The sequence below is a fragment of the Paraburkholderia sp. MM5477-R1 genome (genome assembly GCF_050436385.1).
GTDB lineage: Bacteria > Pseudomonadota > Gammaproteobacteria > Burkholderiales > Burkholderiaceae > Paraburkholderia > Paraburkholderia tuberum.
The window spans coordinates 171,563-197,005 of record NZ_JBNDMC010000006.1; the positions used below are offsets into that span (position 1 = coordinate 171,563).

Genomic DNA, 25,443 nt, shown 5'->3' on the forward strand with positions numbered 1-25,443 from the left:
ATTCACCAATAAACGTATTATTCATATTCGAATTTTTCCAAGTCAAGAAAACTACGCGGCGCGGATGCCTGGGTTTTCCCTGGACATAGGCCATCCAGTTCGCGAAATGCTACGCACTCGCCCGCGCACACCAGATAATCAGAACTCCACACGGAATTCCCGGACCCTCACGATGGACGCCGAAGACAAGGACGACGACCGCTATCGCGCCCCCGCGCTGGATAAAGGCCTCGACATTCTCGAGCTACTGTCCGAGCAGAAGGAAGGACTCACGCGCGCCGAAATCACGCGGCAGTTGGGCCGCAACGCGAGCGAGATGTACCGGATGCTCGAACGCCTCGTCGCGCGCCAATATGTGGTGCGCTCGGCGGCTGGCGACCGCTACTCGCTGAGCCTGAAGCTGTTCGCGCTCGCGCACCGTCATCCGCCAATGAACCGGCTGATCGCAGAAGCGCTGCCGCTGATGCAGCGTTTCGCCGACGCGGCCGAGCAGTCTTGCCACCTCGTCGTCTACGACCGCGGCAACCTGCTGGTGATTGCGCAAGTCGACGGACCGGGCACATGGGGCATGTCAGTGCGGCTCGGTTCGCGGGTCGGCCTGATCGACACCGGTTCGGGGCGCGTGATGCTCGCGTTCCAGAGCGTCGAGCAGCGCCAGCAGATGCTGGCGGAGCACACGAAGGTGAAGGGCGAAGTGACGCTCGATCTCGACGCGCTGGAGGAGGCCTGCGAGCGCATCCGCGCGGCGGGCTTCTGGCAGAAGGACAGCCAGCAGACCTTCGGCGTCACCGACGTGACGTTCCCGATACTCGCGCCGTCGGGACAGGCGAGCGCGGTGCTGACCTGCCCGTATCTGCGGCGGATCGACGAATACGTCGCGCCGACGCTCGAAGCGGCCACCACGCTGCTGCGCGACACGGTGCAGGCGCTGTCGATGTTCCGCGAGCAGGCGGCGTGATCGGTAAGTTGCGCGGTAAGTTGCGCAGCGGCGCGCACGCACACATGGTTTAGAATGGCGGCCCTTCCAAAATAACGCCGCATGACGGGCTCATGCGCGCGCATCGATTGAGCAATGGCCAAACTTCTGACCGATTCCGAATTCCAGCGTTTTTCCGAACTCCAGCAGAAGCAGTCGAGCTTCACGATCACCGCCGAAGAAGCCGACGAACTGCGCGACATCGTCGCCCACGCGCAGAAGCGCCGCGACGACCGCGCCGCCGCGATGCAAAGCATCGAGACCTTCATCCAGCAGTTCCACATCACGCCCGACGAGCTGTTTTCGCCCGAGCAGATCGGCGAAGCGGCGCGCACCTACGGCCTGATTCCGGCCGTGCGCAAGGAGCGCGTGCTGCCGCCGTCGCTGACGTTCAACGGCAAGCCGTACCAATGGACCACCCGTGCGCTGCCCGACGAAATTCGCGTGCCGCTGTTCGACGCGTTCAAGGGCGGTGAGTCGGTGAAAGCGTTCATTTCGACGCTGAAGGACGCGAACCGCTGCGCCGCGACGATCGCGCGGCTCGAACGCGAAACCGGCGCCGTGTATGCGCAGGCATGGCTCGACGAGCTGTCGGTCACGCGCGCGCAGGTCGATGAGGCGGCACAGAAGCTGGCGGCGTGAGGCGGTGAAGCCATGCGTTGAGCGGCTCGCGACGTCAGCCGCTCAACGCGCCGGCTGGTTCTGCGCGGCGGACTTCGGGTCCGCCCCCGCCGTTTCGTCGAGCGCCATCCGCAAGCCGACCACACCGGGGTCATCGGTCCGCGTGATCGTGAAGCCGCTGGCCTTCGCGAGCGCGATCATCGCGGTGTTCTCGCGCAACGCTTCACCGATCAGCCAGTGCGTGTCGCGCGCCCGCGCGTACGCGATGATCCGCTGCACCAGCAACTGGCCGAGGCGCCGCCCTTTCTGATCCGAGCGCACGGTCACCGCGAATTCGGCCGTCTCGTTGTCGGGATCGGCCACCGCACGCACCACGCCGAGCGTCTGCGCGACGCCGTCTTCGTTGTCGACCGTCGCGATCAGCGCCATTTCCCGGTCGTAGTCGATCTGCGTCATGCGCGCGAGTTGCGAGTGGTCGAACGCGCCGACTGAAGCGAAAAAACGCAGCCGCAAATCTTCCGGCGTCATCGCCTGCACGAACTCGCGATGCGCATTTTCGTCTTCGGGGCGAATCGGCCGCACCGTTACACGCATCCCCTGCCAGTCGATCGTTTCCTCGAAGCGGCGCGGATACGGCACGATCGCGAGACGGCTGCGCTGCGCGCCGAGCCGCAACACGGGCTCGACCACCGTCACGCGGTCCCGGTAGACCCTGAGCTTCAACGACAGGCCGACGATCTCGCGCACGTCGCAAACCGCCTGCGACACCGCCGTCAACGCCGCGAGCGTCGGCTCCGGCGCGACCAGCCTCGCGTAGTGCGAACGCGTGACGATATCGCGCGCGAGCATCGGATTGAGCGGCGGCAGGCCGTACACGTGCAACCCGCTGGAAACGCCGTCGATCGGCGGTGCGGCGAAGCGGAACACGGGGCCGAAGTTGTCGTCGTCGTGCAGTTCGACGGCGACGTCGACGATGGGTTTTGCGGCGCCGTCGGCATCGGCGCCCGACGCGTGGGCGCCCCCTCCTTGCGCACCCTCCACCCGCAACCCGAACCGCGACAGAAACCGCGCCGCCGCCGCCCCGGCCAGCTCGCTCGCGCCCGCCGCCACCGCTTCGCGAGCCTGCGCCTGGGCGGCGTCGATCGACTCGGGAATCTGCGCAGGCAGGCCTTCCGGCGTTTGCATCAGCAGTTCGCGGCCCAGCCGGTAATCGACCAGACGGGCGAAGGCGCGCGCGAGCCGCTGCGGCGTCGTGTGCACCGGGATGCCCTGCGCATGCAGCGCGTCGCGCCTCGTCGCATCGACACCGCCGAAAAAGCACGCGAGCAGCCCGCGATACGCAAAGCGCTGATGCTCGATCAGCGCCTGCGCGACGTCGTCGACGGGCGCGCCATGCGTCGACGCGTGCACCACGACGGCGGTGCCGGTCTCGCGATACTCGCCGAGCAGCTTCAGCGCGGTGCCGAAGTGCTCAGGACGCGCGCCGTCGCCGAGCAGCAGCGGATTGCCGCCGACCGCGAGCGGCAGCGCCTCGCGCAGCGCGTCCGACGCCGCGGCCGGCCACGGCGCGAGCAGGCCGCCGGCGGCGGTGAACGCGTCGCGCGCGAGCGTCGCGAGACCGCGGTCGCTAGTGATCAGCGTGGCGGTGGCGCCCGCCGCCACGCGGCCGACGCCGAGCGTTTCGATTTCGTCGAGCAGATCGTCGAGCGCGTCGACGCGCACGAGGCCCGCGCGCCGGAACGCCGCTGTGTAGAGACCGTCGGCGGGATCGTCGCGGCCGGAGCGCAGCGCGAGCACCGGCTTGTTGCGCGCCGCCGCGCGCGCGGCCGACATGAACTTGCGCGCCGCCCGCACGCTGTCGAGTTCGAGCAGGATCGCGCGGGTGCCGGGGTCGCTCGCGAGGTAATCGAGCACGTCGCCGGCATCGACGTCGGCCTCCGCTCCGAGCGCCACCGCGTGCGAAAAACCGAGCCCGCGCGCTCGTGCCCAGCCGAGCACTGCGTTGGTCAGCGCATTCGACTGCGACACCCACGCGACGCCGCCCGCCTTGACCGTGCACGACGGCGCGCCCAGATGCGCGCCGAGCGCCGGCGACACCACGCCGAGACTGCCGGGTCCGACGATGCGCAACAGATGCGGCCGCGCCGCCGCCAGCGCGTGCCGCAGTTCGAGCCGGTCTTCATCGCTGCGCACCTCGCCGACGATGATTACGGCGCGCGTGCCCATGCCACCGAGCTTATGGATCAGCGAGGGCCACGTCGCGGGCGGCGTGCAGATCACCGCGACGGTGGGCGCCTGCGGCAGATCGCCGACGTCGGGAATCACCGGGTGGACGCCGAGCGTCGCGTGCTTCGGATTGACCGGCCACAGCGGGCCGTCGAAGCCGCCTTCCAGCACACGCGCCCAGACCATCGCGCCGGTGCTGCCCGGCCGCTCGGACGCGCCGATCACGGCGACGGATTTCGGGCGAAACAAGGCGTCGAGGTTGCGAACGGTCACGGGCGCTCCATGCGGTTGGACAGGAATTGGAGCCGGCTTCGCGGCGAGGCGGGTGGTTCCGTCAGCATAGGCGAAGTCGCGCGCTGGCGCGGGACGTTGTTGCGGCGGAAAAGTAAAAAGCCGCGTCGAACGACGCGGCTTTTTTGCTTCGAAACCAGCGGACTCGCGGTTTTACATCGCCTTTCTGAACGGCGCCCCCGAGTGCTCGCGCAACTCGTTGAACACGATCTTCGGCCACGCCTTCTGCGCGACTTCGATCTCCGATACGTGCGAGGCCAGATAAGTCGGCGCATCGGACGCATCGAGCGCGATTCGCGCCGAGTACGAGTCGGTGAAGCGGCGCAGTTCGGCCGCATCGTCGCAGGTCACCCAGCGCGACAGCCGGTAACGCGCCGGCGCCATGCGCACGACGACCTTGTATTCCGTCGACAGACGGTGCGACACCACTTCGAACTGCAGTTGCCCGACCGCGCCGAGAATCATCAGACCGCCGGCTTCGGGACGGAACACCTGGATCGCGCCTTCCTCGCCGAGCTGCTTCAGCGCTTCGCCGAGCTGCTTCGCGCGCATCGGATCGACCACTTCGACGGTCTGAAAAATTTCCGGCGCGAAGAACGGCAGGCCGACGAACTGCAGCTGCTCGCCTTCGGTCAGCGTATCGCCGAGACTCAGCGTGCCATGGTTCGGAATACCGATGATGTCGCCCGGATACGCCTCGCTCACCGTCTCGCGACGCTGCGACAGGAACGTGACCACATTGTTTGCGCGGAACGTCTTGTTCGAGCGCGTGACCTTCACCGCCATGCCGCGCTCGAAACGTCCCGAGCACACGCGGATGAACGCGACGCGGTCGCGGTGCGCGAGGTCCATGTTCGCCTGTACCTTGAACACGACGCCGGTGAACTTCGACTCTTCCGGCTGCACCGGACGCTGTACGGTCATGCGCATCGACGGCGGCGGCGCGAGGTCGACCAGCGCGTCGAGAATCTCCTTCACGCCGAAGTTGTTGATCGCCGAACCGAACAGCACCGGGGACTGCTGGCCGGCGAGGAACTGCTCACGGTCGAACTCGGGCGTCGCGCCGCTGATCAGATCGATTTCTTCCTTCGCACGCACCCACGCATGGCCGAAACGGCGCTCGCCTTCCTCGTTGCTCAGTGCCTGCAGCGTTTCGACCGCGCCGCCGGCCGTGTCCTGACCGGCGCGGAACACGCGCACCTGATCGCGCTGGACGTCGTAGACGCCTTGGAAATCCTTGCCCATGCCGATCGGCCATGTGAAAGGCACCGCCGCCACGCCGAGGTGCTGCTCGATCTCATCGAGCAGTTCGAGCGGCTCGCGCACTTCGCGGTCGAGCTTGTTGATGAACGTGACGATCGGCGTCTTACGGCTGCGGCAGACTTCCAGCAGCTTCAGCGTCTGCGCTTCGACGCCGTTCGCGCCGTCGATCACCATCACGGCGGCGTCGACCGCGGTCAGCACACGGTAGGTGTCCTCGGAGAAGTCTTCGTGGCCCGGCGTGTCGAGCAGGTTGATCACGCAATCGCCGTACTCGAACTGCATCACCGAGCTCGCGACCGAAATGCCGCGTTGCTTTTCGATTTCCATCCAGTCGGACGTCGCGTAGCGGTTGCTCTTGCGGCCCTTCACGGTACCGGCGATCTGGATCGCGCCCGAGAACAGCAGCAGTTTTTCGGTGAGCGTGGTTTTACCCGCGTCCGGGTGGGAAATGACCGCGAACGTGCGGCGGCGTTTGAGTTCGGAGACTGACATCGGGTCTGGCGGTCACGGAAAGGGGTTCAGGCGGTTCCCGGCGGCCGTGGGCGGCCGGTATGCCGCGCGTGGCGCGGCGGCGTCGGGCTGCGAGAATCGGGCGCGGGCCCGGATCGGCCGGCGCTCGCGCCGCGTCCGAAAACGGGTGGCGAACGGGTCACGACCCAGCGTTCGACAATGCGGGAATCGCTGGCGCAAAAACGGCGCAAGGTGCGAATGATACACGTCTGGCGCGACGGCTGGCGGAAAGGGCCCCGGCGCCGGACGGGGCGACGGCGCGAGCGTCGGCGCGCCGCGCATGCTTCTGGCAAAGGTGAGCGTTTTCGGGACTTACGGCGGCGAATATCGATTTGCGGTCAAAGGTGAGGATCGCGAAACGCGTGCACGCACCTGCCAGGTCGCGGGCGCCACCACCGCGATGCGCGGGAAAACGGCGATAAAGCTTCGCGCCGCTATGAACAGGTTCCGGCTCGACGCCTGGAAACGCCCGCCAGCAAAGGCTGTCGCGGGTTTTCGGCGAGCGGCGCGCGGCGGGGCGGCACGATGGCGATTCGCACCCGCGGAGGTGCGTCGCGCGACAAAGCCTGGCTCACCGAAGCATCCCGCGAGGTTCGAATGCATCGGTGAATATCGCCGTGTACGTTCAGGCGTCACGCAAAGGTGAGCGTTTTCGGGACCTTTGCAACGGTGCGGCACGGATCAAACCACGCATCACTTCAGAGAACACGGACGCATCGGCACCCACGACGAAGCTCAACCTTCGATCAGAAACCGCTCGCGATTTTTGCCGACGAGCCAGGCCGGCGAGCGCCCACGGCCGCTCCAGGTTTCGCCGGTCTTCGGATTGCGGTACTTGGCGACGGACGTCGTCGTCGACGACTTGCGGCGCGGCTTCGGCGAGGCGCTCGTCAAGCCGAGTTCTTCGGCGGTCAGGTCGTATTCGGCAATCTTCTGCTTGATATCGGCGATAGCTTGCGAGACTTCTTTTTCGCGCGCGGCTGCGACTTCCTTGTGGAGTTTTTCGAGTTGCGCAGTCAGCTGTTTGTAAGAGGCCATGCCGGTGTTCCCCCCTCGGTTGGACGCACTGCGATGAATCGCGATGAATGGTTGGCGGACACTATCAGACGAATAAATCACAGGATAGTGAATCGCGCGGCCGAGCGCATGCGCGGCGGCCCCGCTCAATCGTCGATCGCATCGTAGACGCGGCGTTCGAAGTCGATGGCCATCGGGAAGGGGTCGATCGAGCGGCGCTGGATCAGCATCAGGCCGATCATGTTCTCGACCGGATCGGCGAACCAGCTCGTGCCGTACGCGCCGGGCCAACCGAACGAGCCGAGCGAGCGGTAGCCGAGCGGCAATTGCTGCGCCGGATCATCGACGATCGACAGGCCGAGGCCGAAGCCTTGACCCGCCCAGATCACGTGACCGAAGGCAGGCAGGCGGCGCTGGTCGCGGCTCAGGAAATTGCTGCGCATCAGGTCGACCGAGCGATGCGACAGCAGCCGCGTGTCGCCGACGCGGCCGCGCCCGAGCAGCAGTTGCGCGAATCGCAGATAATCCTCGGCGGTCGAGACCAACCCGCCGCCGCCGCTCTGGAAGCGTCGCGGATTGGCCCAGCGGCTCGCCGCCGCATGATCCTCGACCACACGTCGCCGCGTGCCGGGATCGATGTTGTATGCGGTGGCGAGGCGCGCAAGCTGTGCGTCGGGCACCCAGAACGCGGTGTCGCGCATGCCGAGAGGCGCGAAAATACGCGTGCGGAAAAATTCCCCAAGAGTCATGCCGCTCACGCGTTCTATCAGCACGCCGAGCACGTCGGTCGCCACGCCGTAGTGCCAGCGCGAGCCGGGCTGGAACATCAGCGGCAACGCGGCGATGCGCGCAAGGCACGCGCTGTTGCCGCCGCTCGCCTCGAAGCCGTTGAACGCGGCTGCGTAGGCTTCGGCGAGCGGCCCCGTTGCCGTGAAGTCATACGCGAAGCCCGCGCGATGCGTGAGCAGGTCGAGCACCGTAATCGGCGCGCGTAACGGATCGGTCTGGTCGAGCGGGCCGGTCGGGTCACGCAGCACGCGCGGCGCGGCAAGCTCGGGCAGCCACCGCGAGATGGGCGCATCGAGCGCGAGGCGGTCTTCCTCGATCAGCATCATGATCGCGGCGCTCGTCACCGGCTTCGTCATCGACGCGATGCGAAACAGCGTGTCGCGCTCCATCGGCAATTGCGCGGCTTCGTCGCGTAGGCCTGCCGGTTCGAAGTAGCCGATTTCGCCGCGCCGCCATACGAGCGACACCACCCCCGCCACTTCGCCCCTCTCCACGTAGCCCTGCATCGCGTTGGTCAGCGTCGCGAGGCGGGTCGCGGCAAGTCCTGCTATCTGCATGTTCACCCTGTGTCGGTAAAAGAAAACGTGCGCGCGCCCAGGTCGCTTTGGGCGATCAAACCGAAAGATAGAACCTGTCCGGCGAAAGCGCACACGACGGCTTTCCTAATTGCCGATCCCGATTGGCGGACACAATGACGACATTCAGGCTTTCTGCCGTTTTTCCAATGCGCAAAGCGCGGCATCGAGGCGTTTGACGCGGGTTGCCTGCGCCGGCACGAGAACCGCGCCGGAAACGTGCTGAAGGCGGTTACGCCAGTAAGACAAAGGAATACGGTCTTCTGCGGAAATATGGGAAATTATGTGCTCGAGATGCTCGATGTCTTTTTCGAGTTGCTGATGATTCATTGCTTTCCCCGGATTCTATTGAATTAGTGTTGAAGCAAAAAAATCGAAAGCATGAAGCCGCGTTGGCCCGCGCGGCCCAAAGTAATGCCCGCCAGCAGCGGAAAAACCTTCCTGAACTTCTTCTGCGTCGGAAAAAACCGGCAATTTCTGCTCGCCGGGTTAAATCCCAACGGTTTAAAAAAGAATACTGCCGTCAAATTTCACGTTCCGTTGCCTGCCGCACTGACTGCGTTCGACGCCCCGAAGGTAAAGATAAATCATGGTCGGGGCGCAAAGGATAATCGGTGCGAGGTGACTCAACGTTGTAAAAATGCCGCATGCGGCCTACTTATCCCAATTCGCATGCAAACCGCTTATCGGACACGCATTAGGCGCATGAATTTATGACGGCCATGTGGTAACCGGAATGGCACGAGCGTGGTCAGCGAGCGTATCGGGAACTGGCAGGGAATAACTGCGAACAGGTGAAAAAAACCGAAGGCCGCCAACGGATCGGCCAGCCGCGCGCGCCGGCATTGCACCGGCACGGCATCAGGTGCTTACTTCGCGGTCGCGCGGCAGGCGTAGATCAGGCTCAACGTACCGCCCTCGCTCGACTGGCGCACGACGTCGAACGCGCCGTTGCAACTGGCGGCCGCCTGTTGCGAGCACGAGTCGGAACCGACCGGGCATTGCACGAGCGTGGTCGCACGGCCGTCCGGCAGGAACAGCGGCGCGCTGCTGCTGCAACCGCCAAGCGCGACGATCGCGGCGACGGCCAGTATGCCGCGCGAGCGGCGCGCGAAGAAGGAATGGCATTTCATGGAGACCCCGGTCACGTCTTGTTTTTCGATCTCGCGATTGTGCCACGCTGCTCTCGTGCTGCGTCAGTTGGCGTGGTGCGGCTGGCCGGGCGCGGCGAGTCAAACGTCGATGCCGTGCGCGGCGATCTTCTTGTACAGCGTCGCGCGGCCCATGCCGATCTGTTTCGCAGTGTCAATGACGCGGCCGCCGTTCGCGCGCAACGCGTCGCAGAGAAAGCGCTTTTCGAACGCGGCCATCGCGTCGCTCCACGAGGTGGGTTCGGCGGTGGCGGCCACGTCCACGCTGGCGGCCGCGACAGTCGGGGTCCGCGCCGGTGCCATCGCACCGCCGTGCCCCGAGCCGATGAACGGCGCGAGCACACGCGCATCGATGCGCTCGCTGTCGGACAGCATCACGGCGCGCTCCAATGTGTTGCGCAGTTCGCGCACGTTGCCGGGCCAGTCGTACGCGCACAGCACGCGCAACGCGTCGTCGTGCAATTCGAAGTGGCTGCCGCCGCCTGCCTGCGCGGCCAGCTCCTCGAGCATCGCGTAGGCAAGCGCCTCGATGTCGGACGGACGCTCGCGCAGCGCCGGCGCATGGATCGTCAGCACGTTGAGCCGGTAGAACAGGTCCGCGCGAAAGCGCCCGGCCGCGACGAGCGCCGGCAGATCGGCCGATGTCGCCGCGATGATCCGCACATCCGCGCGCACGATCCGATTCGAGCCGAGCGGCTCGAATTCCTTGTCCTGCAGCACGCGCAGCAGCTTGCCCTGCAACGGCAGCGGCATGTCGCCCATTTCGTCGAGAAACAGCGTGCCGCCGTTGGCGAGCTCGAACTTGCCGACCCGCCCCCTGCGATCCGCGCCGGTGTACGCGCCGGGTGCGGCGCCGAAGAACTCGACTTCGAGCAGCGTGTCGGGAATCGCCGCGACGTTGACGCTGACGAGCGGCTTGTGCGCGCGCGCCGAGCCGCCGTGAATCGCATGCGCGAGCAGCTCCTTGCCGGTGCCGGTTTCACCCAGCAGCAGCACCGGCGCTTCGAGTTGCGCCGCACGCCGCGCCTGGCGCTTCACTTCGAGCGACGCCGCGCTGGTGCCGACGAAGCTGCCGAACGTATAGCGCGCGCGGCGCGCCTGCGCAAGCGACTGACGCGTCGCGATCAACTCCTGCTGCAACCGCGAGTACTGCGAAAAGAGGGGCGACAGCGCTTTCAGCTCGTCGAACAGCGCGAAGCCGACCGCGCCGATCGTCACGCCGGCATCGTCCTTGAGCGGCAGGCGCGTGACGACGAGCGACTCGCGATCGGTCTCCATGATGTCGAGCAGGATCGGCTTGCCGGTGTTGACGACCTCGCGCATCAGACTGTTTGGAATCACCGCTTCGCAATCCCGGCCGATCGCCTGCTGCGGGTCAGCAAAGCCGAAGCGCGCCGCATACCGCTTGTTGATCCAGACGACGCGCGCCTGCCCATCGACGATGAAGGTGCCTTCGCTGAAGTTTTCGAACGTGCGAAACAGCGAATCCATCGCCCGACGAAGCACGTCGTCATAGGTGGCGGGCAAGCCCGTCCAGTCGGTCAACATGCTGTCGCTGTCTCCGCTTATCGTTTTGATTGCATCAATCTCAATCGGTGGATGAATTTATCTCCAAATTGAGACACCCGATAGGCCTTATGCATCATGACTTACCCTGGTTTCAGGTGTTCTTCAGCGGATGGAAGTCCCGTTTCGGAGACGCTTGGGTACAATCCGCCAACGATGCCTCGGCCCGCCGCTGCGCGGCCGCGCCATGCGCCACGGCGGGCCAGCAGCAAAACGGCAGGCATGGCATGGAACCTGCGTTCCGACCGCGCCGCGCCGTCGCTCGATCGGGAAGGCAAACATGTAGAACAACCGGGCTATGGAGACTCAATGACCTTTCTCATCGTTATCGCCGCGCTGGCGTTTCTGATGTTCGCAGCGTATCGCGGCTACAGCGTGATCCTGTTCGCGCCGATCGCGGCGCTCGCCGCCGTCCTGCTCACCGAGCCCGCCGCCGTCGCGCCGGTCTTCACGAGCATCTTCATGGACAAGATGGTCGGCTTCGTGAAGCTGTACTTCCCGGTGTTTCTGCTCGGCGCCGTATTCGGCAAGGTGATCGAGCTGTCGGGCTTCTCGGAGTCCATCGTCGCGGCCGCGATCCGCTATATCGGCCGCTCGCGCGCTAACGCGGTGATCGTCGCGGTGTGCGCGCTGCTCACCTACGGCGGCGTGTCGCTGTTCGTCGTCGTGTTCGCGGTCTATCCGTTCGCGGCCGAGCTGTATCGCCAGAGCAACATTCCGAAGCGGCTGATGCCCGGCGCGATCGCGCTCGGCGCGTTCTCGTTCACGATGGACTCGCTGCCCGGCACGCCGCAGATCCAGAACATCATCCCGACGACGTTCTTCAAGACCACCTCGTGGGCCGCGCCGACGCTCGGCGTGCTCGGCTCGCTGTTCATCATCGTGGTCGGTCTGTCGTATCTGGAATGGCGACGCCGCGCCGCGATGGCGACCGGCGAGGGTTACGGCACCGACCTCGTCAACGAGCCGGAGCGCGTCGAGTCGAAGCAGCTGCCGCATCCGCTGCTGGCGGTCGCGCCGCTCGTCATGGTCGGCGTCGCGAACTTCCTGCTGACGCGCTGGATTCCGACCTGGTACGGTCCGTCCTTCACGGTCACCCCGGACATCCTGCCGGGGCTGCATGCACCGGTCGAAACGAGCGTCAAGGCTCTCGTGGGGATTTGGGCCGTGCTGGGCGCGCTGCTGCTTGGCATCGTGATGGTCGTCGTGACGGCGTTCAGTCGCGTCAGCCAGCGCTTCGCGGTGGGCACCAAGGCGGCAGTGGCGGGCGCGCTGCTGGCGTCGCTCAACACCGCGTCGGAATATGGCTTCGGCGGTGTGATCGCGGCGCTGCCGGGCTTTCTCGTCGTCAGCAACGCGCTGAAAAGCATTCCGAATCCGCTCGTCAACGCCGCGGTGTCGGTCAGCACGCTGGCGGGCATCACGGGTTCGGCATCGGGCGGTATGAGCATTGCGCTCGCCGCGATGTCGGATACGTTCATCAAGGGTGCGGAAGCCGCGCATATTCCGCTCGAAGTACTGCATCGCGTGGTCGCAATGGCGAGCGGCGGCATGGATACGCTACCGCACAACGGCGCGGTGATTACGCTGCTCGCCGTGACGGGTCTCACGCACCGGCAGTCGTATCGCGACATCTTCGCGGTCACCGTGATCAAGACGCTCGCGGTGTTCTTCGTGATCGCGGTGTATTACGCGACCGGCCTCGTGTGAACGCCGAACCGGAAAACAGTACTTTGATCTGATAGATCCGCATTACCCCCACCTCGACAGCCGGCCAACGAAGCACGAGGATGGAGTCGTCAGCGCCCAATGTTGCAAGGCAGGCTGACCCGAGTAACAACGGCGTTTAACGGCCCGTCCCTGTCCGGACGGGCTATTTTTTTGCGCGCGCCCAACGCTTCCTAGCCCGCCCCCGCGTCACCCGCATGACAAAACCCGAACGCACGTCGCGCCACCGCGGGGCATGAAAAATGCGTCCGTCGCGACGAGGAGTCGCGTTAAACTGGTTGCTCGCTCCGCAACCGCGAATCCGCTAGCGGCAGCGTCACACCCGACTAAAACCCCGGCGAGACAGAGGCAGACGCGACACGGCACGACGACGCGGCAGACGGCACGCCGTCCGCCCCGTACAATGGTTCCATCACCAACGCAACAAGGACAACTTCGATGCGCATCACCGGGTCCTCCGGGTCAATGGCCCTGCTCACCGAATACGACGACGCAACGGCGCGCGAACTTCGCTCGCTGCGCCTCGAATCGACCGAAGACGGCAAAGGCATCCTGCTGATCGAGGTCGATGAGCGCAAGCCGGGCATACATCGCGAAGTGCGCTACGAAATCACGCCCGCGGAGCTGATCGCCGCGATCCGCGCGCATGGCGCCGAGTTGCCGGGCGAGCAGCACAATCATCGTCAGTGAAACAGGCGCGCGGCGGATGTGACCGTCGCGCGACTCGTCAGCCTCTCGCGCCGGTTGCGTCGCGCTTCGACGCGTCAGCGGGGGATTATTCGCATTGGGCGCGCCTGCGCGCGTCGCCGTGCTTCCGCTTGTTCCGTTCACGCCGCCAATCCCCGCTTTCCTACGGGTTTTTGCAAGCGTCTTCGCGTCTCGTCGAGCGCGCTTACCCGGCCTTCAGCAACTTGTCACAAGCGGTTGCCACGCTTGTGTATCGAGGCATGCGGCCACATAGGGCGACCTGATCGCAGCCAGAAGACGGGCCAATTTCCGGGCCGGTTGCACGTCTCGAAAATACGTCCATAATCCTTGCATTCCCCTTTGCATTCCTTACCGCGCTGCGCCCGCAAGGGCCGCGGATGTTAAACCGATGCTACATGACCTCGTCGCGCAATATGGACCGGCGCTCGTCTTCCTCAATGTGCTGGCTGCCGCGCTCGGGCTGCCGGTGCCGGCCATGCCGTCGCTCGTGCTGTTCGGCGCGATGGCCGCGATGCACCCCGGCTCGGTCGGCACGCAACTGCTGCCGGTCCTCGTGCTGTCGATCTTCGCGACGCTGATCGGCGACAGCGCGTGGTACGTCGCGGGCCGCATCTACGGCGGCAATACGCTGAAGACGATCTGCCGGCTGTCGCTGTCGCGTGACACCTGCGTGAAAAAGACCGAGCGCTTCTTCGGCCGCTGGGGCGTGCGCGTGCTCGCGGTCGCGAAGTTCGTGCCGGGGCTGTCGATCGTGTCGATCCCGATGGCCGGCGCGATGGGCACGCGCTACCGCATCTTCCTCACCTATGACGGCGTCGGCGCCGCGCTGTGGTCCGGCACCGGGCTGATCATCGGCGCGCTGTTCGCGCGGCAGATCGACATGCTGTTCGCGATTGCCGGGCGGCTCGGGCGCACGGCGGCGCTCGTCGTCGTCGCGTTGCTGGTGCTGTACGCGGTGTACCGGTGGATCCGGCGCCGTCAGTTGATCGCGAAGCTCGCGTCCGCGCGCATCGAGGTCGACGAACTCGAGAAGCTGTTCGCGGCTGACCGGGCGCCGGTCGTGTTCGACATCCGTTCGGAGGAGAAGCGCAAGCTCGATCCGTTCGTGATCCCCGGCGCGCAATTCGCCGATGAACGGCAACTCGACGACATCGTCGCCACCTACGCGCACGATCAGAAGCTCGTGATCTACTGCTCCTGCCCGAACGAGATTTCCGCGGCATGGATGGCCAAGCAGCTCAACGAAGCCGGCTTCTCCGACGTGCTGCCGCTGCGCGGCGGCATGGAAGCCTGGCGCGATTCGGGCAAGCCGGTCGACGCGCTGCCCGCGATGCCGCCGCCGGAAGTCGCGGTCGACGACATCGCGCCCAAAGCCGTTTAGCCGTAATCAGCGGCGGCATCGTCCGCCTGACGCGCGCGGCACGGCTCGTCCCGGCGTGCGAGCGCGCATCGCGTTGCCTCGCGTTCAATCGTGCAATGAATATCGAAGGAGCGGTTCAATGCTTTCGACTCAGGACGTTTCGACTCAAGAGGTGGAAGGACAGCAGGGGGTCGTCGCCGACGCGCCGTTTTCGTCGCTGTCGACGCGCATGCACCAGATGTTTCCCGCGCTCAGCTGCGCGGAGATCGACCGGCTGCGCCGCTTCGGCGAGGTCGGTCACTGGAAGTCCGGCGAACTGCTGTTCGAGACCGGGCGCACCGGGCCCGGCATGTTCGTTCTGCTCGAAGGACGCGTGAAGGTCTATCAGCGTGACGGCATCGGCCGCGAAGTCTTGATCGGCGAGCATGGCGCCGGACATTTTCTGGCCGAGGTCGGGCAACTGTCGGGCAAGCCCGCGCTCGTGAACGGCCTCGCGATCGGCGCCGTCGAAGCGCTGCTGATTCCGCCCGACCGCCTGCGCGCGCTGCTCGTCGCCGAAGCGGAACTCGGCGAGCGCATCATGCGCGCGCTGATTCTGCGGCGCGTGTCGCTGATCGAAAAGGGCGCGGGCGGGCCGATCCTCGTCGGCGATAGCAGCGACGCGCGGCTCGTGATGCTGCAAGGCTTCCTGTCGCGCAACGGCCATCCTCATTCGGTACTCGACGAACGCGACGAAGACGCGCTGCGTCTGATCGAGCAGTTCGCCGCGCAGCGCGAGGACCTGCCGCTCGTGATCTGCCCGGACGGCTCGGTGCTGCGTCATCCGAGCATGCCCGAGCTTGCCACTCGCTTAGGTATGCTGCCCGATCTCGACGACACGTACGTGTACGACGTCGCGATCGTCGGCGCGGGGCCGGCGGGACTTGCCGCCGCGGTGTACGCGGCCTCCGAAGGGCTTTCGGTGATCGTGCTCGACAGCCGCGCGCCGGGCGGCCAGGCGGGCGCGAGCTCGCGCATCGAAAACTACCTCGGCTTTCCGACCGGCATCTCGGGCCAGGCGCTCGCCGGCCGCGCGTTCGTGCAGGCGCAGAAGTTCGGCGCGCACGTGGCGATCCCAGTCAACGTGAAAGCGCTGCATTGCGGGCAGTCGCCGTATCGGCTCGAGCTGAAATGCGGCGGCCACATCAGCGCGCAGGCGATCGTGATCGCGAGCGGCGCCGTGTACCGGCGCCCGGCGCTCGACGGGCTCGAGCGCTTCGACGGACGCGGCGTCTACTACTGGGCGTCGCCGGTCGAGGCGAAGCTGTGCAAGCGCCAGGAGGTCGTGCTGGTTGGCGGCGGCAATTCGGCCGGCCAGGCGATTGTCTATCTGGCGACGCACGCGGCCAAGGTTCACGTACTGATCCGCCGCAGCGGTTTCGAGGCGACCATGTCGCGCTATCTGATCGACCGCATCCGCTCGCTGCCGAACGTGTTCGTGCATCCGAATTCGGAAGTCGGCCGGCTCGAAGGCGATGAGGACGGGCTCGTGTCGGTCGCGCTGAAGCGGCCGCTGCCCGGCGGCGTCGATCACTTCGACACCCGGCATCTGTTTCTGTTCACCGGCGCGGACCCGAACACTGAATGGCTGCGTACCTGCGGCGTGCAGCTCGACGCGAAAGGCTTCGTGCTGACCGGCATCAGCGCGGATGGCTCGGCCACCGCGTGCGACCTCGGGACCACGGTCGAAGGAGTCTATGCGATCGGCGATGCGCGTGCCGGGTCGACGAAACGCGTGGCCGCGGCGGTCGGCGAAGGCGCGGCCGTGGTCGCGCAGATTCACCAGTTGCTGGCGCAGACGAGCGGTGAAGAGGTGGCGCTCGGGGCGTGAGCCTCAGAGAGCATGAAAAAAAGCGCACGGTGAGTTACACAGTGCGCTTTTGTATAGCAGACGGCACGATGGCTGCGCCGGCGCGGACCCGCGCGTTCAGCGGTCCACTCAGCGCTCCAACTTCGCGCGCAACTCGCGCGCGGCCTCCAGCAGTCCCTCGTAACCCGAACGTGCGTGCTCCGGCAGATCGGGATCGCCGACCAGCGCGCCGAGCGTTTCGATCAGACTGTACACAATGCCTTTCGCGGCGCCCGATGCAATGCCGCCTGACGACACCTGTTGATCGACGTGACTGAGCGCCGCGTCGAGCTGCTCGATCTCGGGACGATCGTCGGAGGGCGGCTTGGGAGAAACGTCTTGCGTCATGATCGAACATCGCTCCATTGAGTGCATCGGTAAAGTTGTTATATACCGATCGTGCGCCGCCGTCTATTCGTGTTCGGCGCGACAGCGATCCACGTCAAGGCGTCCAGCGATACATCAGCAGCTTCGCGCGCGCGTCGTCTTCGACCAGCACCACGTACTCGCCGTTATCGCGCTGCACCGCGCTGATGCCGAGATACACGTCGACCCAGCCGCTCGTGCCGCCGACGCTCGCGCCCGGCGTCATGTAACCGACCGCCGTGCCGTTGCGCGCGTCGTAGACGTCGATGCGATCGGTGTACAGCTCGGCAACGAAGATATAGTTGCCCGCCACCGCGACGCCGACCGTGGTGGTCTGCGGATCGCTTTGCGTGTTCCACGGCAACGAGACCGTGTATGTCAGCGTCGGGTTGCCGCTGCTCCAGTTGTCGTAGCGGGCCAGCACCGGACCCGCTTCCTTCCAGTGCGTCGGGTCCCACGGAATCGCACTCGTGAAACCGGACAGATACATCGTGTCGGTCGCTGCGACGTAGACGAGCCGCGCGAGCCGCGTGAATGGCGCGGGCATCGCGAACATCTTCGCACTCGCGTACGTGTAGATCGGATTGCCGGCGGAGTCGAGACCTTGCAGCGGCATCTCGCGCACGCCGCTCAATGGCGTGGCAAGCCACACGTTGCCGGGTTCGTCGACCCACCAGAAGCCGTCGCCGACCGTGCTGCCGGTCGACGGATTGCCGCTGATCTCGCTCGCGTCGACGGCGCCATTGCCATTGCTGTCGCGCCACAGCCATTCGCCGTACGTCGGTTGCGCGGCGGGCCATGCGCCGGGCAGCGGATTCTGCGCGAGCATCCCCGACGGTATCGCGATCTCGCCATGCGCGGCATCGAAGCGATAGACGTTCAGATAGTGCGCGCCCGGATCGAGCGTATAGAGAAAGCGCTGGCCATCGAATCTGCGCACCATCGGTTCGCCACGCACGCCGCGCGGCTCGTGAAAGGCGGGATCGTCGGGGTAATCGAAGCGATCGAGCGTGAACGCCTCATATGACCATTCGTGGCCGACCGGCTGCCTGTAATCGAGCGTGAAGCGCTTCGAGCCCGTGTAGATGGAAGCGGGCGTGGCCGGGTCGAACGCGCCGCTATCGACGAAGCTCAGACCGTAGAGCCGCCAGTTGAGCACGCGCGTGCCGTACACGTAGCTCTCCAGCACTGCGCCCTGCCCTACGGATGCAGAGCCGAGCGCGCGCGGTCCCTCGCCGTTTTGCGCGACGTACAGATTGCCGGCCGCGTCGACGCCGATGCCGGTGATGCCGTTGAAACGCGTATCGCCGGGCACGCCGCGCACCGGGTGGAAAATGCCGTTGCGCGTGCCGATCGACGTGCCCGCCTGCATCTGGCCGCCAGCGCCCTTGTTGAACACGAGGATCTGCTGCGAAACGCCGTTGTCGGCGACCAGCAGTTGGCCGGATGGCGTCACTGTGAGGTCGCTCGGCACGGTGCCGGCGGGCAGCGTCAATGGACCGGCGAGCGCGGTGCCGTCGGCGCGGTAGTGCAGGATGCTCAGATTGGCTGTGCCGAAGGCGCTGATGATCCACAGCGTCGAGTCGGTGTCGATCGCGATGCGGGCCGGCGACGCGACGCTCCACGAACGCAGCGGCTGCATGGACTGCGCGTCGTACACGGCGATCCGGTTGCCGTACGTGTCGGCCACGTAGAGCTCGCTGTCGGTTGCGGCGAGGCCGCGAATGCTCGCGTCGGTGCCAGTCTTCACCGTATCGATCGCGACGAAACTGTTCTTCGTCGCGTTCGCGCTATTGCCGATGCCGCCGGAAAACGGCGCGCCGGTCGCGAGATTCGCAAGCGTGCGTCGCGTGATGCCGTACCAGGTCTGATTGGCCGGCGGATAGTCGGCGCCGACCAGCGCATTGTTCTCATTGCCGATCGACATCGCCGCATAGAGGTACGTCTGGTTGACGGCCACCGCGTCGCCGCCGGCCGCGCCCCAGCCATGCGTCGAACCGGCCACCGCGAGCTTGTCGCCCGCGCGATAGGCGGCGATTTCACTGCCGCTTTCGTCCCACGGCGCATTCGTATAAACGGTGCCATTGGCGCCGACGCTAATGGCCTGAATATCCTGCTGCATCCATTTGCCGTCGCCGAATCCGAAACTATTACCGATCCATGAGGTCGTGTAATTCAATTGAGATTGCGCGGAAACATTCGGCGAGATCAGGCTGTGGATTAACACCACGGCCAAGCCAAGGCGGGAGAAAGGCTTCACGGCAGTCGGTCCTTGCGAGGCGCGAGACGCGCACATCAGATTTGGCGTTTTATCCTCTCATATAAAAATAGTAAATTTATTGATGAAAAAATGATTATCGAATGCCGATTCGTCCAATTCATTCCATTTGCATCGAATCATGTTTCCGACACAATCTTTCCTTCACGAAACCGGTAAAAACCGGTTCCCGTAAAGACTCACCGATCAGCGATTCAGTTGCTTTTTTCTGCTCCTGTAAATCCTCACCTTGAGCGAGACGCTCATCATGTACGCGCCGCCCGGCGACGCTCGAAAATCCGCCGCGTCAGATCGAACGCCACCAGATTGCCGGCCACCACGAGCATTAGACCGACCACCGCGAGCGCTGACCACCGATAGCCCTCGAACAGCGTCGATGCCGCGAGCGCGACGATCGGAAACAGCACCGTGCAATAGGCGGCCCGCTCCGGGCCCATACGGCCGACGAGCATCAGGTACGCCGTAAAGCCGATCACCGAGCCGAACACCACGAGATACGCGAGCGCACCGAGATAGCGCGCCGACGGTTCCACCGCGAACGAATAGCCGGCGAACAGACTACCGAGCGTCAGGACGGCAGCACCGATCAGCATCGCCCAGCTGTTGGTCGCGAACGGATGCAGGCCCATCGACTGCATGCGGCTCGACAGCAGGTTGCCGGCCGAGAAGCACAGCGTGCCGAGAAACGCGACGCCGAGCCCGAGCCATGCGGTGTGATCGCCGAGATGCCCGGCCATCTGCTGCACGAACAGACAGACGATGCCGACGAGCCCGAGCAACGCACCCGCAATCGCGCTCGGCGGCAGAGGCCGGCCCATGAACAGCCGCCCGTTGATCGAGTTCAGCAGCGGCGCGGTCGAGAACACCACCGCGACGAGCCCGCTCGGCACGAGCTGTTCGGCGTAGTAGAAGCACAGGAAATTCAGGCAGAACAGCGCGAGACCCTGCGCGGCGAGGTAGCGCCAGGCGTCGCGCGGCGGCCAGATCGGGCGGCGCATGATGCGCGCCAGTGCGAACATCAGCAGCGCGGCGATCCAGAAACGCCATGCAATCGATACCGGTGGCGGCACCGCGCCGAGTTGCCATTTGATTGCGATCCACGTGGTGCCCCAGATCAGCACGGTGATGGCATAAAGGAGGAGATTCATGGTCGGGCCTCAGACTGCAATGACGGACTGCGATGACGCGCAGCATGGAAGAAAGCCCGACTATGGAACCGCGCCGCCGCCCGCAATTGTCCAAAATTGCGCACTTTTTCGCGCCGATGCGCGGGCTGACGGGACGCGCCGTATACTGGCCGCTCAACCACCACCGTACACCGGAAAACCTCCGCGCGCCGCCGTGAACCCCACCCCGTCCGTCCCCGTGATATCCACCGCCGGCATGCCTTTTGGCCTGCAGTCGGTCTGTCACACGCTCGCCAGTGCGAACGCGCATCTGGACCGCTTCGCGTGGCTCGGCGACGGACTCGCGATCGCGCTATGGACTCGCGACACGAAGGAGGACGAGACCGTCTACGAACGGCCCGGCCATCACACGCTGTCGTGCTATCTGGACGGCGGCTATCGCACCGAGCGCCAGAAAATGCCGGGCCACTACGGCGCGCCGTCGCGGCTGTGCGCACTGCCCGGCGATCACGAATCGCGCTGGTGGGTGCGCGGCCACATGCACTTCATGCATCTGTACTTCCTGCCCGAGCACTTCACGCGACGCGCGGTGCAGGAGCTCGACCGCGAACCGCGCGAACTGACGCTCGCCGATCGCACCTATTTCGAGGACCCGCGCATTGCGAGTCTGTGTCAGTCGCTCGTCAACGAGGAGTGGAAAAGTCCCGACGGTCTGCTGCGCACCAACGAGACCGCGCACGAAGTGCTGAGCCTGCTATTGCGCGGCCAGGGCGTACGGCGCGCGAACGTGGCGCTGAAAGGCGGGCTGTCGGCCGCGACGCGGCGCCGCCTGCGCGACTATATCGACATTCATCTTGCGCAGCCGTTGACGCTTGGGGAGCTGTCGGGTGTCGCGGCGCTGTCGGAGTTTCATCTTGCGCGGATGTTTCGCGAGTCGTTCGGGTTGCCGCCCGCCGCCTGGATCGCGCGGCAGCGGCTCGATCGCGCGCGCACGCTGCTGCGCACGACGACGTTGCCGCTCACGCAGATCGCCGGGCAGTGTGGCTATGCAAACGCGAGTCACTTTAGTCACCGGTTTCGCGAGGCTGTCGGGGTGACGCCGAGTGGCTTCCGGCAGGCTATCGGTGTTTGAGATTCGCGTTTGAGTTTCGCTTTTGCGGTTAGCTCCGTGTCATCGCAGCGCCATCGCCAGCACGCGCGCGACGTGGATCGCGTCGACGCCCGCGCCGTCGTGAATCTGATGCCGGCAGCTAGTGCCGTCGGCGACCATCAGCGTGGCCGCGTCCAGCTTGCGCACCGCGGGTAGCAGCGACAGCTCGGCCATCGCCTGCGAGCTCGCGTAGTGCTCCGCTTCATAGCCGAAGCTGCCGGCCATGCCGCAGCACGACGATTCGACCGTCGATACCTTCAATTCGGGAATCCACTCCAGCACGGTCTGCACCGGCGTGAATGCGTCGAACGCCTTCTGATGGCAGTGGCCGTGCACGAGTGCCTGCTGCATCGGCAGCGGCTTCAATTCGAGCTGCAATCGTCCGGCCTTTTCTTCGCGCACGAGGAATTCCTCGAATAGAAACGCGTGCTGCGCGAGGCGCTGCGCCTCTTCGCCGAAACCGTACTGCAGGAATTCATCGCGCAACGACAGCAGACACGATGGCTCCAACCCCACCACCGGCACGCCACGTTCGACGAACGGCCTGAACAGCTCGAGCATGCGCCGCGCTTCCTCTTTCGCTTCGTCGACGAGACCCGCCGCCAGAAACGTGCGGCCGCAACACACGGGACGCTCTCCCGGGCGTGCATTGAAGTGGACCGTGTAGCCCGCCGCTTCGAGCACCTGTTGCGCGGCGCGCGCGTTGTCGGGCTCGAGGTGATTGTTGAAAGTATCGACGAACAGCAGGACTTCTTTCAGCGCGGACGCCTGCGCGGCGTTGCGTGCAGGCTTCGCGGACACCGCATCGGCCAGAAACGCCTTCTTGAACCGCGGCAAACTCCGCTCGGTCGCGAAGCCGACCGAGCGCTTGAACCACGTCGACAGCACCGGCACGTTGTCCGCGAGCGCCAGCAGCCTCGGCATGCGGCTCGCCGCGCCCGCATAGCGCGGCATGAACGCGACGAGCCTGTCGCGCAGCCGCACCCCATGCGTCTTGACACGCGCCGCCCGCGCCTCGATCTTGAACTTCGCCATATCGATGCCGGTCGGGCAATCGCGCTTGCAGCCCTTGCACGATACGCACAGGTCGAGCGTTTCCTTCACGTCATCGCTCGCGAGCCCGCTTTCGCCGAGCTGCCCCGAAATAGCGAGCCGCAACGTGTTGGCCCGCCCGCGCGTCAAATGTTGCTCGTCCTTCGTCACGCGATAGCTCGGGCACATCGTGCCCGCGTCGAACTTGCGACAGTGGCCGTTGTTGTTGCACATCTCGACCGCTTTCGCGAGGCCGCCGCTCAGATCGTCGCCGCTGCCGGGCGCGCTTTCTTCTCCCGTCAGCGGGTCGCGCTTCACGTTCCACGTCGACCAGTCGAGCGCCGTTTCGATGCGCTGTTCGCGATAGCCCGGCGCAAAGCGGAAATTGCGCGCGTCGTCCATCTTCGGCGGACGCACGATCCTGTCGGGATTGAAGCGGTTGTCCGGATCGAACAACGCCTTGATCTCGCTGAACGCCTGGTTGAGCCGCGGCCCGTATTGCCACGCAACCCATTCGCCACGGCATAGCCCATCGCCATGCTCGCCGGAATACGCGCCCTTGTACTCACGCACGAGCGCGGCCGCTTCCTCGGCGATCGCGCGCATCTTCGTCGCGCCGTCGCGGCGCATGTCGAGAATCGGCCGCACGTGCAGCGTACCGACGCTCGCATGCGCGTACCACGTGCCTTCGGTGCCGTGGCGATGAAACACGTCGGTCAGCCGGCTCGTGTAGTCGGCCAGATGTTCGAGCGGCACCGCGCAATCTTCGATGAAGGACACCGGCTTGCCGTCGCCCTTCATGCTCATCATGATGTTGAGACCAGCCTTGCGCACTTCCCACAGCGCTTTTTGCGCATTTGCGTCCGGCATCTCGACGACCGCATCGGGCAGGCCCAACTCGCCCATCAACTCCGTGAGCTGCTTCAGCGACGCGAGCTGCGCGTCGCGATCCTCGCCCGCGAATTCGACGAGCAGAATCGCCTGCGGCTCGCCGACCAGCGCCTTCCCGATCACCGGCCGAAACGCGGGATTGCTCAACGCGAGATCGATCATCGTGCGATCGACGAGTTCGACAGCGACCGGCTTCAGCTTGACGATGTGCTGCGTGAGCGCCATCGACTGCCGGAAGGTCGGAAAGTTGACCACGCCAAGCGCCTTGTGCGCGGGCAGCGGCGCGAGCTTCAACGTGATCTGCCGGCTGAATGCGAGCGTGCCTTCCGAGCCGACCAGCAGATGCGCGAGGTTCGCGCTGCCGTCATCGGTATAGGCGCGCGGATTCTGGCAATCGAACAGATCGATGTTGTAGCCCGCGACGCGGCGCAGCACCTTCGGCACGCGCGCGATGATTTCGTCACGCTCGCGCTGCGCGATCCGCGTGACGCCCGCAACGATCTGCTGCAAGCGCTCACCTTGCAGCGGCTCGCGCAGCGACGCGAAGCGCGCTTCGCTGCCGTCGGCGAGAATCGCGTCGATCGCGTCGACGTTGTGCACCATGTTGCCGTACTCGATCGAGCGCGAGCCACACGAGTTGTTGCCGGCCATGCCGCCGATCGTGCACTGGGCAGCCGTCGATACATCGACCGGGAACCACAGTCCATGCGGCTTCAGCCACGCGTTCAGATGATCGAGCACGACGCCGGGCTCGACCGTCACGGTGCGCGCGTCGGCATCGAACGCGACGATGTTGTTGAGCCACTTGCTCGTATCGACCACCAGCGCTTCGCCGACCGTCTGCCCACACTGGCTCGTGCCCGCGCCGCGCGCGAGCAGCGGTACTTTCTCGCTGCGCGCGATCTCGAGCGCGATGCGCAGATCGTCCTGATCGCGCGGCACCACGACGCCGACCGGCGTGATCTGATAGATCGACGCATCGGTCGCGTAGCGGCCGCGGCTGGCGAGATCGAACAGCACGTCGCCGCGCAGCGCTTTGCGCAGATGCTGCGCGAGCGGACTCGTTGCGCGCGCGGCGGAGGGGACCAGATGGATCGGCTTGACGAGCAAGCCCGCAGTGGGATTCGTCATTTCGTCGGCCTGTGAGGAGCGCGCCTGAACCACGCAGCTCGAATTACCTAGTACAGCGTCAGATGCACGGGCGCGAGTCCTTCGATATGCCCGCTCACCTCGCCCGCCTCGCGCGGAAAGAACATGCCGGTGTACGAACCGGCGGTGATCACCATCTCCGGCGTCACCGCAATGCCGCGCGAACTCGCGTGATTGACGAGCCACGTCAACAGCCGCCGCGGATCGCCGGCCGGATTCGCGGGCGTCGTTTCGACGACATTGCCTCCGTTGAACGCGAAGCGCAGCGACGGCGCGACGAACGGAAAATCCTCGCGATACCGTGTGAATTCACCGACGATCAGCGCGCCGTGATTTTGCAGGTCCGCAAGCTGCGCGAGTTTGTCGATGGCGGGCCACGCGGCATGGCGGCTCGCGACGATCTCGATGGTCGCGCCGATCGAGCCGATGCCCGCGAGCACTTCGTCCTCGCGGTACGGTTTCGTGGACGGCTCGAAACGCCGGCCGAAACGGAACGCGACTTCGAGTTCGAGCCCGAGCGGCGCGAAGCCTTCGCGCGACAGACGCGCGCCGTCGGCGTGCAGATCGGTGTCGGGCAATGGCGCGCCTTGAATCGGTCCGCTCGCCGATTTCGCGCCGATCTTCCAACCGCCGATTCGCGCGCCGCACGCGCTCAAGATTTCGTGCTGGATTGCGTAGGCCGCGTCGGCATCGGAAGGAAGCAGCTCCGGCGGCAACGTATCGAGCACCGTGCGATTGCGACGCGCATCGGCAAGCAGCTGACTCAATGATGAAGTCATGT

At 65.5% G+C, this 25,443-nt stretch carries 20 protein-coding genes; 8 read left to right on the forward strand and 12 right to left on the reverse strand.

Going from position 1 to position 25,443, the window contains the following annotated elements:
- Nucleotides 1-172 precede the first annotated feature (172 nt).
- Together OKW35_RS19075 and OKW35_RS19080 are read left to right on the forward strand one after the other, a co-directional pair.
- Nucleotides 173-958, forward strand: coding sequence for an IclR family transcriptional regulator (locus OKW35_RS19075; protein WP_090808230.1), 786 nt, complete (start codon nt 173-175; stop codon nt 956-958).
- A 114-nt stretch (nt 959-1,072) separates the two neighbouring features.
- A complete protein-coding gene (locus OKW35_RS19080; protein ID WP_429403855.1) occupies nt 1,073-1,618 on the forward strand; it encodes a hypothetical protein in 546 nt (181 codons plus the stop codon).
- Nucleotides 1,619-1,660: 42 nt separating this feature from the next.
- Here OKW35_RS19080 and OKW35_RS19085 read toward each other — a convergent pair whose 3' ends face one another.
- From OKW35_RS19085 to OKW35_RS19105, 5 genes are all read right to left on the reverse strand, one after another.
- The gene (locus OKW35_RS19085) at nt 1,661-4,096 is read right to left on the reverse strand and encodes a GNAT family N-acetyltransferase (RefSeq protein WP_429552866.1); all 2,436 of its coding nucleotides are present in this window, start codon (nt 4,094-4,096) and stop codon (nt 1,661-1,663) included.
- A gap of 171 nt (nt 4,097-4,267) precedes the next feature.
- Entirely contained in the window at nt 4,268-5,869 is a 1,602-nt protein-coding gene (locus OKW35_RS19090; protein WP_090808225.1) for a peptide chain release factor 3, read from the reverse strand.
- A 753-nt stretch (nt 5,870-6,622) separates the two neighbouring features.
- Complete coding sequence (locus OKW35_RS19095) at nt 6,623-6,925, reverse strand: H-NS family nucleoid-associated regulatory protein (RefSeq protein ID WP_184057608.1); 303 nt, start codon at nt 6,923-6,925, stop codon at nt 6,623-6,625.
- 125 nt (nt 6,926-7,050) lie between these two features.
- Entirely contained in the window at nt 7,051-8,250 is a 1,200-nt protein-coding gene (locus tag OKW35_RS19100) for a serine hydrolase domain-containing protein (protein ID WP_429553808.1), read from the reverse strand.
- A gap of 144 nt (nt 8,251-8,394) precedes the next feature.
- A complete protein-coding gene (locus tag OKW35_RS19105) occupies nt 8,395-8,598 on the reverse strand; it encodes a hypothetical protein (RefSeq protein ID WP_084754379.1) in 204 nt (67 codons plus the stop codon).
- Nucleotides 8,599-8,627: 29 nt separating this feature from the next.
- Here OKW35_RS19105 and OKW35_RS19110 point away from each other — a divergent pair, with 29 nt between their 5' ends.
- Entirely contained in the window at nt 8,628-8,879 is a 252-nt protein-coding gene (locus OKW35_RS19110; protein ID WP_184037928.1) for a hypothetical protein, read from the forward strand.
- A gap of 258 nt (nt 8,880-9,137) precedes the next feature.
- Here OKW35_RS19110 and OKW35_RS19115 read toward each other — a convergent pair whose 3' ends face one another.
- Together OKW35_RS19115 and OKW35_RS19120 are read right to left on the reverse strand one after the other, a co-directional pair.
- Nucleotides 9,138-9,401, reverse strand: a complete 264-nt coding sequence (locus OKW35_RS19115; RefSeq protein WP_184057612.1) for a hypothetical protein — start codon at nt 9,399-9,401, stop codon at nt 9,138-9,140.
- Nucleotides 9,402-9,500: 99 nt separating this feature from the next.
- Entirely contained in the window at nt 9,501-10,967 is a 1,467-nt protein-coding gene (locus tag OKW35_RS19120) for a sigma-54 interaction domain-containing protein (protein WP_429552867.1), read from the reverse strand.
- A 327-nt stretch (nt 10,968-11,294) separates the two neighbouring features.
- Here OKW35_RS19120 and OKW35_RS19125 point away from each other — a divergent pair, with 327 nt between their 5' ends.
- The 4 genes from OKW35_RS19125 (at nt 11,295) to OKW35_RS19140 (ending at nt 16,651) form a co-directional block, all read left to right on the forward strand.
- Nucleotides 11,295-12,695 (forward strand): GntP family permease, encoded by a 1,401-nt coding sequence (locus OKW35_RS19125; protein WP_018424071.1) that lies wholly within the window; start codon nt 11,295-11,297, stop codon nt 12,693-12,695.
- A 456-nt stretch (nt 12,696-13,151) separates the two neighbouring features.
- A complete protein-coding gene (locus tag OKW35_RS19130) occupies nt 13,152-13,403 on the forward strand; it encodes a hypothetical protein (protein ID WP_008921056.1) in 252 nt (83 codons plus the stop codon).
- A 406-nt stretch (nt 13,404-13,809) separates the two neighbouring features.
- Complete coding sequence (locus tag OKW35_RS19135) at nt 13,810-14,802, forward strand: DedA family protein/thiosulfate sulfurtransferase GlpE (RefSeq protein ID WP_184057616.1); 993 nt, start codon at nt 13,810-13,812, stop codon at nt 14,800-14,802.
- Nucleotides 14,803-14,920: 118 nt separating this feature from the next.
- On the forward strand, nt 14,921-16,651 hold the full coding sequence (locus OKW35_RS19140) for an FAD-dependent oxidoreductase (RefSeq protein ID WP_184057618.1): 1,731 nt from the start codon (nt 14,921-14,923) through the stop codon (nt 16,649-16,651).
- 108 nt (nt 16,652-16,759) lie between these two features.
- Here OKW35_RS19140 and OKW35_RS19145 read toward each other — a convergent pair whose 3' ends face one another.
- The 3 genes from OKW35_RS19145 to OKW35_RS19155 all read right to left on the reverse strand — a co-directional run bounded on the left by OKW35_RS19145 (nt 16,760) and on the right by OKW35_RS19155 (nt 20,461).
- Nucleotides 16,760-17,017: a hypothetical protein gene (locus OKW35_RS19145; protein ID WP_184057620.1), complete on the reverse strand. Its 258-nt coding sequence runs from the start codon at nt 17,015-17,017 to the stop codon at nt 16,760-16,762.
- Between the two features lie 94 nt (nt 17,018-17,111).
- A complete protein-coding gene (locus OKW35_RS19150) occupies nt 17,112-19,295 on the reverse strand; it encodes a hypothetical protein (protein WP_429552868.1) in 2,184 nt (727 codons plus the stop codon).
- 263 nt (nt 19,296-19,558) lie between these two features.
- Nucleotides 19,559-20,461 carry a DMT family transporter gene (locus tag OKW35_RS19155; RefSeq protein WP_429552869.1) on the reverse strand — a complete coding sequence of 301 codons (903 nt, stop codon included), beginning with the start codon at nt 20,459-20,461 and terminating at the stop codon, nt 19,559-19,561.
- A gap of 235 nt (nt 20,462-20,696) precedes the next feature.
- Here OKW35_RS19155 and OKW35_RS19160 point away from each other — a divergent pair, with 235 nt between their 5' ends.
- Entirely contained in the window at nt 20,697-21,572 is an 876-nt protein-coding gene (locus OKW35_RS19160; RefSeq protein ID WP_429354167.1) for a helix-turn-helix domain-containing protein, read from the forward strand.
- 39 nt (nt 21,573-21,611) lie between these two features.
- Here OKW35_RS19160 and OKW35_RS19165 read toward each other — a convergent pair whose 3' ends face one another.
- The gene (locus OKW35_RS19165; RefSeq protein WP_429552870.1) at nt 21,612-24,644 is read right to left on the reverse strand and encodes an FAD-binding and (Fe-S)-binding domain-containing protein; all 3,033 of its coding nucleotides are present in this window, start codon (nt 24,642-24,644) and stop codon (nt 21,612-21,614) included.
- A 47-nt stretch (nt 24,645-24,691) separates the two neighbouring features.
- Entirely contained in the window at nt 24,692-25,441 is a 750-nt protein-coding gene (locus tag OKW35_RS19170) for a 2-keto-4-pentenoate hydratase (protein WP_429552871.1), read from the reverse strand.
- Between the last annotated feature and the right edge of the window lie 2 nt (nt 25,442-25,443).